The organism is Bradyrhizobium sp. McL0616 (assembly GCF_049993385.1).
Lineage (GTDB): Bacteria > Pseudomonadota > Alphaproteobacteria > Rhizobiales > Xanthobacteraceae > Bradyrhizobium.
This window is the reverse complement of the sequence record NZ_CP188255.1, coordinates 4912109-4925596: the sequence shown is the minus strand read 5'-3', so window position 1 is coordinate 4925596 and position 13488 is coordinate 4912109. Positions and strand designations below refer to the sequence as shown.

Here is a 13488-nt window from a genome sequence, read left to right as displayed (position 1 = left end):
GGCGAGGAAGATGTCGTTCGTCAGGTTGGAATGTCAAGCGCGCTCGGCTTCCGCGTCACGCCACCCGGTTGTGGGTCTCGACCGCATATTCCGGATCGGCTTCGCAGATCACGCGGTTGCGGCCGTTGCGCTTGGCGGCGTAGAGGCAGGCATCCGCGCGCTCGATCAGCGCATCGGTGTCGTCGCTTGGCTTGAGCATGGAGACGCCCACGGAGATGGTGACGCGGCCGAGGATCTCGCCGGTCGACTTCTTCTTCAACTCCTTCGCCATCACGGCGCGGCGAATGTGGTCGGCGACGGTAAGAGCCTGGCGCAGCGCGGTGTTGGGCAGCAGCACGGCGAACTCCTCACCGCCATAGCGCGCAGTGATGTCCTGGCCCTTGATGGTCTGTTTCATGGACAGGCCGACCAGGCGCAGCACCTGGTCGCCGGTGAGATGGCCATAGGAATCGTTGAACGACTTGAAATGATCGATGTCGAACAGCAGCAGCGACAGCGGCTCACCCGAGGCGAGCGCGCTCTGCACGGCCAGGTCGATCATGCGATCGAAATATTTGCGGTTGCCGAGCCCGGTCAGGGGATCGGTCAGGCTCTCGGCGCGGATCGCCTCGAGACTGTGCTGGAGATTGCTGATCTCGTTCTTCGACAGAGTCAGCCGGTCTTCCAGCGCCTTGTTGGTCTCGCGCATAGCGCCGGTCGAACGCAGCAGCGTCTCGACGATCGCCTTGATCTGGTCGCGGCTCTCGGCCGAGGACAATTTTTCGGTCGCACCCGACAGGCTGGCGTCATAGGCGCCGGTCATGCCGAGCGCGTCGCTCAAGACCGTCATCACGTCGTCGATCTCGCCGATGACGCGCGTGCCGACCTTGTCGATGCGCTCGGTTGTCTTGATGTGCGAGAGATAGGTGTCGTAGATCTGCTCGAGATCGGCTTCGGTCAGCTTGCCGTTGCGCGCCAGGGTCTCGTTGATGATCTTGTTGAGCGGCGCGTTGTAGCCGGTCGCGTAAACGTACCAGATTTCATAATTGCGGGGGATTGCGGTTTGCTTGAGCGATCGAATCTGACCGAGTGCCACCTCGGCGAACGCCATCGTGCGTTCGTGTTCGTCGAACACCTTGACCACAGAAACTACCCCACAGCGGTCGGTGCGCCGCCGCCCGCAGCAATGCTTAAATTATGGCCTCAGGCTAGATGACGATCGTGAACGGCCGGTAAATAACCGGTCGCTGGTGCATCAGAAAAAGTGTCGCGGCGGTCTGGCTCAACCGCGACCCAAACTGCGTCGCGCCTCAGGCGCCCGCAGGCGAGCGCACCGGGCGCAGCAGAAACGCCGGGAGATGCGAGTGGTCGCCGGGCTCGGTGTCGGCTTCGCGCTGGCGGCGCGGCTCCGGACGGCCGATCGACGGCACATGCGATGGATTGGCCTGCTGACGCGAGCCGTGACGCGGCTCGGATGATTGGTTTGCTTCGCGCGGAGGCCTTGCCTCGCGTGCAGGCTTCGGCTCACGTGCAGGTCTCGCCTCGGGAGCGGGCTGTGTTTCGGCTGAAGGCCTTGCCTCGCCGCGCGATTCGCGCGGCTCATGGCTGCGTTCACGGTCGCGGCCGCGCTGCGGCTTGCTGCGTCCGCCGCGGGAGCGGTCACGGTCCCGTCCGCGCTGCTCACGCGGGCGCTCGCTCTGCTCGCCGGCCTCGGCGTTCACTTCGTAGTTGCCCTCGGCGCGCGGAATGCTCTGGCCGATCAGCTTTTCGATCGCCACCATCGACTTCTGGTCGAGCGGCGTCACCAGCGAGATCGCCATGCCGGATCGGCCTGCGCGGCCGGTGCGGCCGACGCGGTGAACATAGTCGTCGGGATGGTGGGGGACGTCGAAATTGAAGACGTGGCTGACCTCGGGAATGTCGAGGCCGCGGGCGGCAACATCGGAGGCGACCAGCAGCGGCAGCTCGCCCTTGCGGAACTGTTCGAGTGCCGCCGTGCGGGCCGACTGGTCCATGTCACCGTGCAGGGCGCCGACGCTGAAGCCGTGCTTCTGCAGCGATTTGTGAACGACGGCGACCTCGCGCTTGCGATTGCAGAAGATGATCGCGTTCTGGAGATCCTTGGCCTCGCGCAGCAGGCGTCGCAGCAATTCGCGCTTCTCATGCGCCTCGCGCCCGGCCGGGACCTGACACTGCGAGACGGTGACGGCGGTGGTGGCGGGCTTGGAGACTTCGACCTTCTGCGGATTGTGCAGGAAGGTCTCGGTGATGCGCCGGATCTCCGGCGGCATGGTCGCGGTGAAGAACAGGGTCTGCCGCGTGAACGGGACGAGCTTGCAGACGCGCTCGATGTCGGGAATGAAGCCCATGTCCAGCATGCGGTCGGCTTCGTCGATGACGAGCAGCTCGACGCCGGTGAGCAGCAGGCCGCCGCGCTCGGTATGGTCGAGCAGCCGGCCGGGCGTTGCGATCAGGACGTCGACGCCGCGCGTCAGCTTGGCGTCCTGGTCGCCGAACGAGACGCCGCCGATCAGCAGCGCAACGTTGAGCTTCTGGCCCGCGCCATAGCGATCGAAATTCTCTTTAACCTGCGCCGCGAGCTCGCGGGTCGGCTCCAGGATCAGGGTGCGCGGCATGCGCGCCCGGGCGCGACCCTTTTCGAGAATGGTGAGCATCGGCAGCACGAAGGCCGCGGTCTTGCCGGTGCCGGTCTGGGCGATTCCGAGGACGTCCTTGCGTGCGAGGACGTGGGGGATCGCCTGTTCCTGGATGGGGGTGGGGGTGGTGTAACCGGTGGCCGCCACTGCGGCGAGGACTTTTTCGGAAAGTCCGAGATTTGAAAAGGACATTGAGCCTCTGGTCGAAACCGCCGTTCGGAATCGAGGGTGATAAGGCTGTCGCGTTCCACCCCAAAACGGCGCGCTTTCAAAGAAGCTGCGGGTGCTGACTCACGCGAACAGAGCGCCAGGCTCAGGAATCGCTCTTCGATACCGAGCCGCGTCGACCCGGAACATAGGCGGGAATCGGCCAAAGTCAATGGAGCAGCCGCGGGAAGGCCCTAAAACCCTGAGGTTTTGTCCAAATAACGGGCGCAGCTCGGTTTTTCCAGCTTGGCAGGCGGTCCAGACGGGGGGCTTTGTTGCGGTGGCTACCGCGCCTCCGAGGCCCGGGCCCGGAAATCGCCGGGCGCCATGCCGTAGGCGGCATTGAAGACCCGGTAATAGGTCGCCAGGCTTTCGAAGCCGCAGGCGGACGCGATATCCGCGATCAGCCGCTCCGGCGCTTCCCGCATCAGGCGGCGGCTCTGCTTCAACCGCTCTTCCGTCACCGTCTGCGAGAAGCTGCGGTCGGCGGCCTCGAACAGCATGTGCAGATGACGCACGGAGACGCCAAGCAGGTCGGCCACCTGCGTCGGCGCTAGATCCGGGTCTTGCAGGTGGCGCGCGATCAGCCGGCGCGCCAGCGACAGGCGGGCGGTCCGGAGCGCGCCCTGTCCGCGCCGGCTGCCAGGCCTGACGAGGCCGCGCTCGATCAGCGCCAGATGCCCCAGCGCCTGCACCAGCGGAGCGGCCTCGGACGAACCGTCGCTCACGGCGACCTCGCCGAGATCGGCAAAGCAGGCATCGAGCAGGGGCGCCAAACCCGAATCGTTGAACATCTTGGGCGCAAGCTCGCGCATGCGCTTGTCCTGCGGCGCGAGGCCGCTCACGGGGATCTTCAGAATCCGCAGGTGAAATCCACCCGTGCCGAGCGGCTTGGTGCGATAGGGCAGGTCAGTGTGACTGGTGGCGAAGCTGCCATTGGCGATCGCGAAATCGCTGGAGCGCATGCCGCCGAACCAGCCGCCGCCGCCAAGTTGCTGGTAGACGCAGATGCTGTCCCCCGGCGCGCGGCCGATATCGGCCTGGCTGCGTTCGACCGCGTAGGACGAGGCCTTGAGCTCGACGAGTGTACCATTGCCAAGCTGTCGCATCGAGAATTCGCCGAAAAAGTCCGCGCGTCGTTCGCGCTCGAGTTCCGCCGTGACCCCGAATAGCCCCTTGGCGCGCACTTCGCGCCAAAAGTCGAAGCGGTCGTGCGGCTCGACCTCGTCGGTGCACCAGCGATACACGGCAGCCCCTCGTCTCGTACCGAATTCTGCCCAAGAAAGAGCAGATTCCGCTGGAATCTGCCATAGGCCAGATGGTGGAAGCAAAGGCCAGGTCGTTGAACCGCCGATATGGCTGGACCGACTATCACATCAGCGGCGCCGGGTTCCCGATGAACGGTTCGTGGGGGATCGAGGGGGAGCCGTTCCGCAACGGGAATGTTACGATGACGCGTCGGCTTTTCAGAATTCTGGCAGCGGTTGGCCTCGTGGCGAGCCTGGGCGGCTTCGCAAGCTCCGCGCATGCCGAAAAGCGCGTCGCGCTCGTTGTCGGCAACAACGACTACAAGAACGTTCCGAAGCTTCTGAAGGCCGTCAACGACGCCCGCACCATGGGCGATGCGCTGAAGCAACTCGGCTTCGCGGTGATGGTTGCCGAAAATCAGAATCGACAGCAATTCTCCGAGACGCTGCTCGCTTTCGACCGGGCGATCGAGCCGGGCGACACCGCGTTCTTCTTCTACGCCGGCCACGGTTTCGAGATCGCGGGCCAGAACTATCTGCTGCCGACCGACGTGCCCGCGGCGGCCGAAGGCCAGGAAGAGCTGGTGCGTGACGCCTCCGTTTTGGCCGACCGCATCGTCGAGCGCCTCCAGAACAAGAAGGCGCGGACATCGATCCTGGTGTTCGACGCCTGCCGCAACAATCCGTTCGAGCGTTCCGGCACGCGCGCGGTCGCCGGCGGCGGCGGGCTCGCGCCGATGACGCAATTGCCCGAGGGCGTGTTCTCGGTGTTCTCCGCAGGTCCGCGCCAGACTGCGCTCGATCGTCTGTCCAACGACGATTCCAATCCCAATTCGGTGTTCACGCGCACCTTCGCGCGCGAGCTGCTCCAGCCCGGCGAGAATCTCGTGCAGGTCGCGCAGCACACGCGCCGCCTGGTCAGCGAGATGGCCGACACCGTCAAGCACAAGCAGGTGCCGGTCTATTTCGACCAGATGGTCGACGACGTCTTTCTCAGCGGCATCGCCAAGGACGCGGCTGCCGCGCGGCCGGCCGATCCGCCGCCGCAGAAGGTTGCGGCATTGCCGCCGGTCTCGGTGCCACGCGTGTCGAAGGAGGAGACCACCAACGCGCCGATCGCGAGCTTCTCGCGCCACAATGGCGGTTGGTCGGTGGTGTTTTCCTTTGCTGATCCCACGATCGGAATTTCGTGGCGCATGGCCGGCAATGGCGATTTCCGTGAGACCGGCTTCATCGACACGCTCGATCCGCGCACGCGCAAGCGAATGCCGAACCCGTCGATCGAATTGCCGCCGGACGCTGCGGCCGGCACGATCGAGGTCCGCTACGTCGATCAATCCGGCGACATGCAGGGACCGTTTCCGATCAAGTTCGACCCTGAGGCGGCGCTGATCCGCGACCAGCGCAAGATCCTCGACATGACCGCGACGAGCTGGCTCTCGTTCCGCGAGTTCAACGGGCTCTTGGTCTACTACTCGCATCTGGTGTCGTATCGCTGCGCGATCCGCGAGGTGCGGATCGGCATCGACACGGCGGTGCCGGACAAGGTGCTGAAGCTGCCGCCCTGCGATCTCCGGGATCCCAGCGCAATTTCGGCCGGCATGCTGCTTTACCAGAAGCTGCCGCCAGCAACGCAGTTCATGTCGGTCGAATTGACCTACCGTGACGGCAGCGTATCGGAGGTCAAGAGCTTTCGCACCGCGAACCGCAGCAACAATTGAGCGGTTTCTCAAATTGAACATGCTCCCGACGCTCGTCGGCGCTACAACCGGTTCATCGATGCCGCAGCGAGACTCGGGTCATGGAAGCAGTCACGCCAGATCAGCCCACATCGCGCGTCCGAAAGGTCCGCTGCTGCATCGTCGGCGGTGGTCCTGCCGGCATGATGCTCGGCTATCTCCTGGGACGGGCCGGCATCGATGTCGTGGTGCTGGAGAAGCATGGGGATTTCTTCCGCGACTTTCGCGGCGACACCGTGCATCCCTCGACGCTCCAGGTGATGGACGAGCTCGGCCTGATCGATGGCTTTCTGAAGCTGCCGCATCAGCGCTTGCAGACGATGGACGGCCTGTTCGGCGGCACGCATGTGCGGATCGCCGATCTTGGCCGGCTCAACACCAAATACCCCTTCATCGCATTCATGCCGCAGTGGGATTTTTTGAATTTCCTGCGCGAGGCAGGTAGCCGCTTCACTTCGCTCAAGGTGATGATGAGCGCGGAGGCGGTCGACCTGATCCGCCGCGGCGAGACCATCACCGGCGTGCGCGCGAAGACGCCGGATGGCATCATCGACATCGAGGCCGAGCTCACGATCGCCTGCGATGGCCGGAATTCGACGGTGCGCGAGCGCGCGGGGCTGAAGGTCGAGGAGATCGGCGCGCCGATGGACGTGCTCTGGTTCCGCGCCGGCCGGACTCCCGAGGAGACCGAGAATTTGTTTGCGCGTGTCGAGCCCGGCAAGATGATGGTCACCTTTGACCGCGGCGACTATTGGCAATGCGCCTATGTCATCGCCAAGGGGCAATATGATGCGGTGAAGGCGAGGGGATTGCCGGCGCTGCTCGACGACGTCGTGCGCATGGCGCCGGTGCTCAAGCGCGGAATTGCCGACGTGAAGAGCTTTGACGACGTCAAGCTTCTCACCGTCGCGATCAACCGCCTGCAACGCTGGACGCGGCCGGGCCTGCTCTGCATCGGCGATGCCGCGCATGCGATGTCGCCGGTCGGCGGCGTCGGGGTCAACCTTGCCGTACAGGATGCGGTCGCAACCGCAAACCTGCTCGCGGAGAAGCTTCAGCGCGGCTGTCCAACCGAGAACGAACTCGATGCCGTGCGGCGTCGCCGCGAGTTTCCGGTGAAAATGACGCAGGCGATGCAGGTGGTCGTGCAGAACAACATCATCAGCGGCGCGCTGCAAGGCGGTGACCAGCCGCTGAAGGTTCCGCTGATCGTGCGCCTCATCACCGCGCTACCATGGCTTCAGGGTATCCCGGCGCGCTTCATTGCGCTCGGCGTGCGGCCCGAGCACGTGCATTCGAAAGCCGTCGCGCCATCGCAGCGCGCGGGAATTCGGTAGGGATAACGCCGCGTTAAATCGCGCATGGCGCGTTGCGCGCGGGCAACAGCGCCAACGGATTCAGTGGCCGCAATTCGTCAATCCGGCGTCTTAACTTTCTTGATTCAAATTTGAGTAAGAACTGCGTGTGAGCGTGCACCCATCAAAGGACACGGGGTGTACCATGCGTAACAAATTGATTGCCGCCTTCGCCTGCACGACCGCTCTGGTTTCGACCGGCGCTGCTTCCGCTGCCGATCTCGGCGCGCGGCAATACACCAAGGCGCCGGCTTATATCGAACCGCTGTTCAACTGGACCGGGTTCTATGTCGGCGGCCACATCGGCGGAGCATGGACGAACGAGCAGTTCATCAACAATGGCGTCGGTGCGCCGTTCGGCGATCTGACGCCGGGCCAGGGCTATCGCCAGCGCGGTGCCGGCATCATGGGCGGCGCCCAGATCGGCTACAACTGGCAGGCCAACAACTACGTGTTCGGCATGGAAGGCACGATCTCCGGCCTCGACAACAAGGGCACCGTCGTCAACACCGCTTTCGGTGCGGGCGACGACATCTTCACCTGGCGTGCGAACGTTCTCGCGACCGTCGTCGGCCGCGCCGGCTTCGCCGTGCAGAACAACCTGTTCTACATCAAGGGCGGCTATGCCGGCGTAAACAACCGTCTCAACGTCACCGACACGGTCGGAGTGGCGCAGGGTTCGGGCGGTCAGACCCACTGGGCGAACGGCTGGACCGTCGGCGCCGGCTGGGAATACGGCATCACCCGCAACTGGATCGTCGGCCTCGAGTACAACTACGCGGCCTTCGGCAGCCAGACTTATCAGCTCGGCGGCACCTCGGGCAATTACAGCTTCGATGCCAAGCCGCGCGACATCCAGTGGGCCGTCGTGCGCGCGAGCTACAAGTTCGACGCGCCGGTCATCGCCCGCTACTGAGCACGAAGTTCGACGCAACGAACGACCAGCAAGACAAGAAACGATCACTGCCAAAATTCAAAGCCCCGGCTTCGGCCGGGGCTTCTTTTTTGTTGGCGACGCAACGGTGGCTTACGCCATCACCGAGAAGCCGCCATCGACGGGGATCGCAGTGCCCGTGACGAAGTTCGAGGCAGGCGAGGCGAGGAACACCGCGATGCCGGCGAAGTCGTCGATATCGCCCCAACGACCCGCAGGCGTGCGCGCCAGCACGCGCTCGTGCAAGCCCGAGACCTCTTTCCGCGCGCCGCGGGTGAGGTCGGTGTCGATCCAGCCCGGTAGGATGGCGTTGACCTGGATGTTGTCCGGCGCCCAGGCATTGGCGCAGGCGCGCGTGTACTGCACGATGCCGCCCTTGCTCGCCGCATAGGCGGTGGCGAAGCTCGCGCCGAAGATCGACATCATCGAGCCGATGTTGATCACCTTGCCGTTGCCGGACGCCTTCAGCGCCGGATAGGCCAGCTTCGAGCACAGGAAGGCACTGGTGAGGTTGGTGTCGATCACCTTGTTCCACTCGTCGAGTTCGAGTTCGTGCGGCGGCTTGCGGATGCTCATGCCGGCATTGTTGATGAGGATGTCGATGCGGCCGAGATCCTTGACGACGCGCTCGACCATCGCGGCGATAGCCCCTTTGTCGGTGACGTCGGTGGTGACGGCGATCGCCTTCACGCCACGCTGGCTGAGATCGGCAACGGCCGCGGCCGACTTCGCTTCGTTGCGTCCGACTACGGCGATGTCTGCGCCGGCATCGGCAAGCCCGTGCGCCAGGCCGAGCCCGATGCCGCCATTGCCTCCTGTTACGACCGCGACCTTGCCGCGGAGATCGAACCGGCTGGATGTCATGCTTTTATTCCCTGGTTTCTTCTATTGGTTGCTCTGCCAGATCAGCACCAGCCCGAAGCCCGCCATGGCTGCGCCATAGCCGGCCCATTGCAACTGGTTGACCATGAAGCTCGATCGCGGCCAGGCAATGGTGCCCGTGCCTTGTCCGATCCAGAGCAGGCCGACGGCGAGGGCAAACAGGCCTGCGATCAGCAGAAATCTGCGCATGCATTCCTCCCCATGGGTCCGCTTCTGTCGCGGCTTGCGGCATCAACGATCGCCGCAGGACGCGAAAACTTGCGGCCAGACTAGCCGTAGCTTCGGTTCGGATACAATGGCTGCGGACGCAGGACCGCGGGGAGGACGTATGCCCGTGCGCAAGATCATCGCGGGTGTCGCGCTCGCAGCCGCGCTGGTTGCGGCCTATGCCACGGTTCCGCGCCGGGCGGATCCGCGAGCGTTCGATTCGGCCGACATGGCGCGGCTGGAGACCGCGATGTGGCGCGACTATTACGACAAGCGCTATGCCGCGCTGTTCTACCACCTCTACGAATCGACCCGGACGCAGTTCGGCTTTTCTCCGTTCAGGAGCCTGCATGTCGCGTTTTGCGCGGCCGAGGCCGCCAGGACGTTCCAGCCGACGCGGTCACGCTGGGAGGCCGATGCGGCCCTGCCAGCCCTCCTGGCGTTTTAGCGCGATTTTGCGCCTGCCGCGCCCGCGGCGTTCGACGTGGGGGAGGCGGCCCGCCTCGAGCTCGACTGGTGGCAGGCACGCCGCGAAGCGGCAGCCCCGCGCGACTATGGCCTGACTATCGCGCGCGTCGCGGCGCTGACCCATGGCAAGAGCCCGGACGAAGCCGGGATCAAACAATTCGGCATCGTGCGAGCCGAAGCCATGGCATTTCGCGATGCGCGGGCCGAGGCGATCACGGAGGCTGACTGGATCAGGATCGAGAGCCAGCTCGCAGAGGCGTACCGGTCGCTGAAAGCGAGCGCTGCGCGCTAGATCTCTCCAAAACGAAAAAGCCCCGGCGATGCCGGGGCTTTGACGTCTGAAGTTAGATCAGATCAATACTTGGCGACGACCGGACCGGTCCAGTTGAAGCGGTAGACCAGCGAGGTCGAGATCGTCTGGTTCCAGCTGTTGGCGCGGATGCTGTTGCCGACCGGAAGGTTGCCGACATTGGTCAGCTCGTCGGAGGTCTTGGCGTTGTAGAAGGCCGAACGGTATTCGGTCTTCATGAACCAGCCGGGCGAGGAGATGCCGAAGATGTTCAGGTTGTTCTCGACGCCGCCGCCGACGAACCAGCCGTTGCGGTTGTAGCTGCCGAGGTGGGTACCATTCGGAACGCCGGCCAGGGTCATGAAGTTGGTCTGGCCGAAGTGGGCGCCAGAGTAACCGCCGTTGACGTAGGAGAGAACGTTCGGGGCGACCAGATAACCGAGGCGCACACCAGCGGCCCAGGAATCTTCCAGCTTCTGGGTGCCGGTGATGCCAATGGTCGGATCCTGGATGGTGGCGCGGATGCTGCCGAACTGACCGTCAGCGAACACGCCAGCGACCCAGGTGCCGCTGAACTGCCAGTCGTAGCCGAGACCGACGGTGCCGAACCAGCCCGAACCGCCCTGGCGCTGATCGATCGTCAACGGAATCGCACCGACCGTGGTCTGGACGTGCTGGTCGGCGTCGGAGACGCCACCGCCGGCGCCACCGAAGATGTAGAAGCCGGTCCAGTTTGCGATCGGCGCAATCACCGGAGCCTTCACATACGGACGGGCCGCGAGGTCGGCCGCCGAGGCCGAACCAGTCATCGCCGCAACCGCGGTCAGAGCCAGCAAAATCTTCTTCATGATAAAATCCCCAACTTGGTCTGTAGCAGGCGCGAGCGCACTGAAGTTCGTGTCATCTGATGCCCGGACTATAGACGTTTCGCGCCGGAATGCTGTTGCACCGCAGGCACAGTCGCCGGAAAACGCCGGTCGGCCGGGTTTTGAGGAGCTGTCGCCTGCTTCGTAAAAAATGACATCAATTCAATAGTTTAAGAAGATTTCTGGAGTTCGGTTGCGGGTAGGTTTTCGTTAGCAATTCGCCTTTGTCCGAAATGGAGGCAGTCCTGCCTCACCCTTCGCGCCGGTGAGTCGTTGGCCGAGTCGGGCTCGCTCGGGAGAATCGCCGGAGAAAAAGCGGCACCGTCACCACAAATAAAAAAGCCCCGGCCTCAAGCCGGGGCTTTTTGACGAGAAATCGTGGCCTCAGACGTCGAGCAGATCGTCATTGGCGAACTCAGCCTTGTCCGAGATGAACGCGAATCGCGCCTCGGCCTTGGTGCCCATCAGGCGCTCCACGGAATCGGCCGTGGTGTCGCGGTCGTCGGCGAGCAGCACCACCTTGAGCATGGTCCGCTTGGCCGGATCCATGGTGGTCTCCTTGAGCTGCGCCGGCATCATCTCGCCGAGGCCTTTGAAGCGGTTCACCTCGACCTTGGCGTTGGCGTTGAACTCGCTCTTGATCAGCGCCGCCTTGTGCGCGTCGTCGCGGGCGTAGATCGACTTCGTGCCGTGGGTCAGCTTGTAGAGTGGCGGCACCGCGATGAAGAGGTGTCCTTCGTCGATCAGCCGCGGCATCTGCCGGTAGAAGAACGTGATCAGCAGCGAGGCGATGTGGGCGCCGTCGACGTCGGCGTCGGTCATGATGATGATGCGCTGATAGCGCAAATCCTCTTCGCGATACTGCGCGAGCATGCCGCAGCCGATCGCCTGCACGAGGTCGGCGAGCTGGGCGTTCGCGGTCAGCTTGTCCTTGCCGGCGGAGGCGACGTTGAGGATCTTGCCGCGCAGCGGCAGCACGGCCTGGGTCTTGCGGTCGCGCGCCTGCTTGGCGCTGCCGCCGGCCGAGTCGCCCTCGACGATGAAGAGTTCTGAGCCGTCCAGGCCCGCATCGCTGCAATCGGCGAGCTTGCCGGGCAGGCGCAGCTTCTTGCCGGCGGTCTTGCGCGCGGTTTCTTTCTCCTGACGCCGGCGCAGCCGTTCCTCGGCGCGATCAACCACGAAGTCGAGCAGCCGGTTGGCCATGTTCGGATTGCCCGAGAGCCAATGGTCGAACGGATCCTTCATCGCCTGTTCGACGATACGCTGCGCTTCGGCAGTAGCGAGGCGATCCTTGGTCTGGCCCTGGAATTCTGGCTCGCGCACGAACACCGAAAGCATCACGGCGGCGCCGACCATGACGTCTTCCGAGGTGATCGAGGACGCGCGCTTGCCCTGGCCGACGCGTTCGGCGTGGTCTTTCAGGCCGCGCAAGAGCGCGCTGCGCAAACCGGATTCATGCGTGCCGCCATCGGGTGTCGGCACGGTGTTGGTGTATGACGAGAGGAAGCCATCGGCATCCGCGGTCCAGGCGACCGCCCATTCGCAGGCGCCATGCGCGCCGTTGCGCCCCGATTTGCCGGAGAAGATATCGGGATGCACCAGCGTATCGGCGTGGATGGCGGCGGCGAGATAATCCTTGAGACCGCCGGGGAAATGGAAGGTCGCTTCCGCCGGCACGTCCTCGACGCCCTTCAGGAGTTCGGGCGAACAGTTCCAGCGGATCTCGACGCCGCCGAACAGATACGCCTTCGAGCGCGTCATCTTGAACAGGCGCTGTGGCTTGAACGCGGCCTTGGCGCCAAAGATGTCGGTATCGGGCTTGAAGCGCACGCGGGTGCCGCGGCGGTTGTTGATCTTGCCGAGATCCTCGAGCTTGCCCTTCGGGTGCCCGCGCTCGAATGTCATGCGGTAGAGCTTCTGGCTGCGCGCGACCTCGACCTCGAGCAGGGAGGAGAGGGCGTTCACCACGGAGATGCCGACGCCGTGCAAACCGCCGGAGGTCTCGTAGACCTTGGAGTCGAACTTGCCGCCCGAATGCAGGGTGCACATGATGACTTCGAGTGCCGACTTCTTCGGAAACTTCGGATGCGGATCGACGGGGATGCCGCGGCCGTTGTCGGTGACGGTCAGGAAACCGTCGGCGCTGAGCTCGACCCCGATGAAGGTCGCGTGCCCGGCCAGTGCTTCGTCCATCGAGTTGTCGATGACTTCGGCGAAGAGGTGATGCAGCGCCTTCTCGTCGGTACCGCCGATATACATTCCGGGCCGGCGTCGGACCGGCTCCAGGCCTTCGAGCACCTCGATGTCGGCCGCCGTGTAGTCGGCTTCGGCGCCGCCAGCTCGCGAGGCCGTCTTGGCGGGCGCGCGCGACTTCGGCTCATTACCGCCGAAAAAGTCGTCTTTTGCCTTGGGCTTCAACTGTTTGGACATGTATCTTGATGCACTTTGAGGGCCGCGCGAGCGGCGAATCGGTTGGGCCGACTATGCCACTTCTGGCTTAGAAAGGTCACCGCGTGGCGGCCGAGCAGTGGGGTTGGGAGCCAATCCTGGCGATTTTACGCCGCCGGCCCGCCAATTCCCGGCAATTTGACATGCCCGTCCGGCCTGGACCGGGCTTTGTGACTTGATGTCACACAAGTCCCTGGCTTACCAGTGCTT

Annotated in this window: 12 protein-coding genes; 5 read left to right on the top strand and 7 right to left on the bottom strand. The window is 64.2% G+C overall.

Annotated elements, in window-relative coordinates:
* Nucleotides 1–55: 55 nt before the first annotated feature.
* The 3 genes from ACPPVR_RS24080 to ACPPVR_RS24070 form a co-directional block, all read right to left on the bottom strand.
* A complete protein-coding gene (locus ACPPVR_RS24080) occupies nt 56–1123 on the bottom strand; it encodes a GGDEF domain-containing protein (protein ID WP_426609061.1) in 1068 nt (355 codons plus the stop codon).
* Between the two features lie 166 nt (nt 1124–1289).
* The gene (locus ACPPVR_RS24075; protein WP_426609060.1) at nt 1290–2828 is read right to left on the bottom strand and encodes a DEAD/DEAH box helicase; all 1539 of its coding nucleotides are present in this window, start codon (nt 2826–2828) and stop codon (nt 1290–1292) included.
* Between the two features lie 299 nt (nt 2829–3127).
* Nucleotides 3128–4090 (bottom strand): helix-turn-helix transcriptional regulator, encoded by a 963-nt coding sequence (locus tag ACPPVR_RS24070; protein ID WP_426609059.1) that lies wholly within the window; start codon nt 4088–4090, stop codon nt 3128–3130.
* 203 nt (nt 4091–4293) lie between these two features.
* On the opposite strand from ACPPVR_RS24070, the gene ACPPVR_RS24065 reads away from it, so the two are divergent.
* From ACPPVR_RS24065 to ACPPVR_RS24055, 3 genes are all read left to right on the top strand, one after another.
* Nucleotides 4294–5811 carry a caspase family protein gene (locus ACPPVR_RS24065; RefSeq protein WP_426609058.1) on the top strand — a complete coding sequence of 506 codons (1518 nt, stop codon included), beginning with the start codon at nt 4294–4296 and terminating at the stop codon, nt 5809–5811.
* An 80-nt stretch (nt 5812–5891) separates the two neighbouring features.
* Complete coding sequence (locus tag ACPPVR_RS24060) at nt 5892–7166, top strand: FAD-dependent oxidoreductase (RefSeq protein WP_426609057.1); 1275 nt, start codon at nt 5892–5894, stop codon at nt 7164–7166.
* Between the two features lie 163 nt (nt 7167–7329).
* Nucleotides 7330–8100 (top strand): outer membrane protein, encoded by a 771-nt coding sequence (locus tag ACPPVR_RS24055; RefSeq protein ID WP_426609056.1) that lies wholly within the window; start codon nt 7330–7332, stop codon nt 8098–8100.
* A gap of 111 nt (nt 8101–8211) precedes the next feature.
* Here ACPPVR_RS24055 and ACPPVR_RS24050 read toward each other — a convergent pair whose 3' ends face one another.
* Together ACPPVR_RS24050 and ACPPVR_RS24045 are read right to left on the bottom strand one after the other, a co-directional pair.
* Nucleotides 8212–8982 carry an SDR family NAD(P)-dependent oxidoreductase gene (locus tag ACPPVR_RS24050; RefSeq protein WP_426609055.1) on the bottom strand — a complete coding sequence of 257 codons (771 nt, stop codon included), beginning with the start codon at nt 8980–8982 and terminating at the stop codon, nt 8212–8214.
* 21 nt (nt 8983–9003) lie between these two features.
* Nucleotides 9004–9189 (bottom strand): hypothetical protein, encoded by a 186-nt coding sequence (locus ACPPVR_RS24045; RefSeq protein WP_247347112.1) that lies wholly within the window; start codon nt 9187–9189, stop codon nt 9004–9006.
* Between the two features lie 145 nt (nt 9190–9334).
* Here ACPPVR_RS24045 and ACPPVR_RS24040 point away from each other — a divergent pair, with 145 nt between their 5' ends.
* Together ACPPVR_RS24040 and ACPPVR_RS24035 are read left to right on the top strand one after the other, a co-directional pair.
* On the top strand, nt 9335–9655 hold the full coding sequence (locus ACPPVR_RS24040; protein WP_426609054.1) for a hypothetical protein: 321 nt from the start codon (nt 9335–9337) through the stop codon (nt 9653–9655).
* 36 nt (nt 9656–9691) lie between these two features.
* Nucleotides 9692–9967, top strand: a complete 276-nt coding sequence (locus ACPPVR_RS24035; RefSeq protein ID WP_426609053.1) for a hypothetical protein — start codon at nt 9692–9694, stop codon at nt 9965–9967.
* A gap of 62 nt (nt 9968–10029) precedes the next feature.
* Here ACPPVR_RS24035 and ACPPVR_RS24030 read toward each other — a convergent pair whose 3' ends face one another.
* The gene (locus ACPPVR_RS24030; protein ID WP_426609052.1) at nt 10030–10812 is read right to left on the bottom strand and encodes an outer membrane protein; all 783 of its coding nucleotides are present in this window, start codon (nt 10810–10812) and stop codon (nt 10030–10032) included.
* Nucleotides 10813–11214: 402 nt separating this feature from the next.
* The gene (gene parE / locus ACPPVR_RS24025; protein WP_426609051.1) at nt 11215–13260 is read right to left on the bottom strand and encodes a DNA topoisomerase IV subunit B; all 2046 of its coding nucleotides are present in this window, start codon (nt 13258–13260) and stop codon (nt 11215–11217) included.
* Nucleotides 13261–13488 lie beyond the last annotated feature (228 nt).

Coding starts and splice junctions, on each gene's coding strand:
- ACPPVR_RS24045 (WP_247347112.1), bottom strand. CDS start 9,189: ATGCGCAGATTTCTGCTGATCGCAGGCCTGTTTGCCCTCGCCGTCGGC.
- ACPPVR_RS24075 (WP_426609060.1), bottom strand. CDS start 2,828: ATGTCCTTTTCAAATCTCGGACTTTCCGAAAAAGTCCTCGCCGCAGTG.
- ACPPVR_RS24050 (WP_426609055.1), bottom strand. CDS start 8,982: ATGACATCCAGCCGGTTCGATCTCCGCGGCAAGGTCGCGGTCGTAACA.
- parE (WP_426609051.1), bottom strand. CDS start 13,260: ATGTCCAAACAGTTGAAGCCCAAGGCAAAAGACGACTTTTTCGGCGGT.
- ACPPVR_RS24030 (WP_426609052.1), bottom strand. CDS start 10,812: ATGAAGAAGATTTTGCTGGCTCTGACCGCGGTTGCGGCGATGACTGGT.
- ACPPVR_RS24065 (WP_426609058.1), top strand. CDS start 4,294: ATGACGCGTCGGCTTTTCAGAATTCTGGCAGCGGTTGGCCTCGTGGCG.
- ACPPVR_RS24060 (WP_426609057.1), top strand. CDS start 5,892: ATGGAAGCAGTCACGCCAGATCAGCCCACATCGCGCGTCCGAAAGGTC.
- ACPPVR_RS24055 (WP_426609056.1), top strand. CDS start 7,330: ATGCGTAACAAATTGATTGCCGCCTTCGCCTGCACGACCGCTCTGGTT.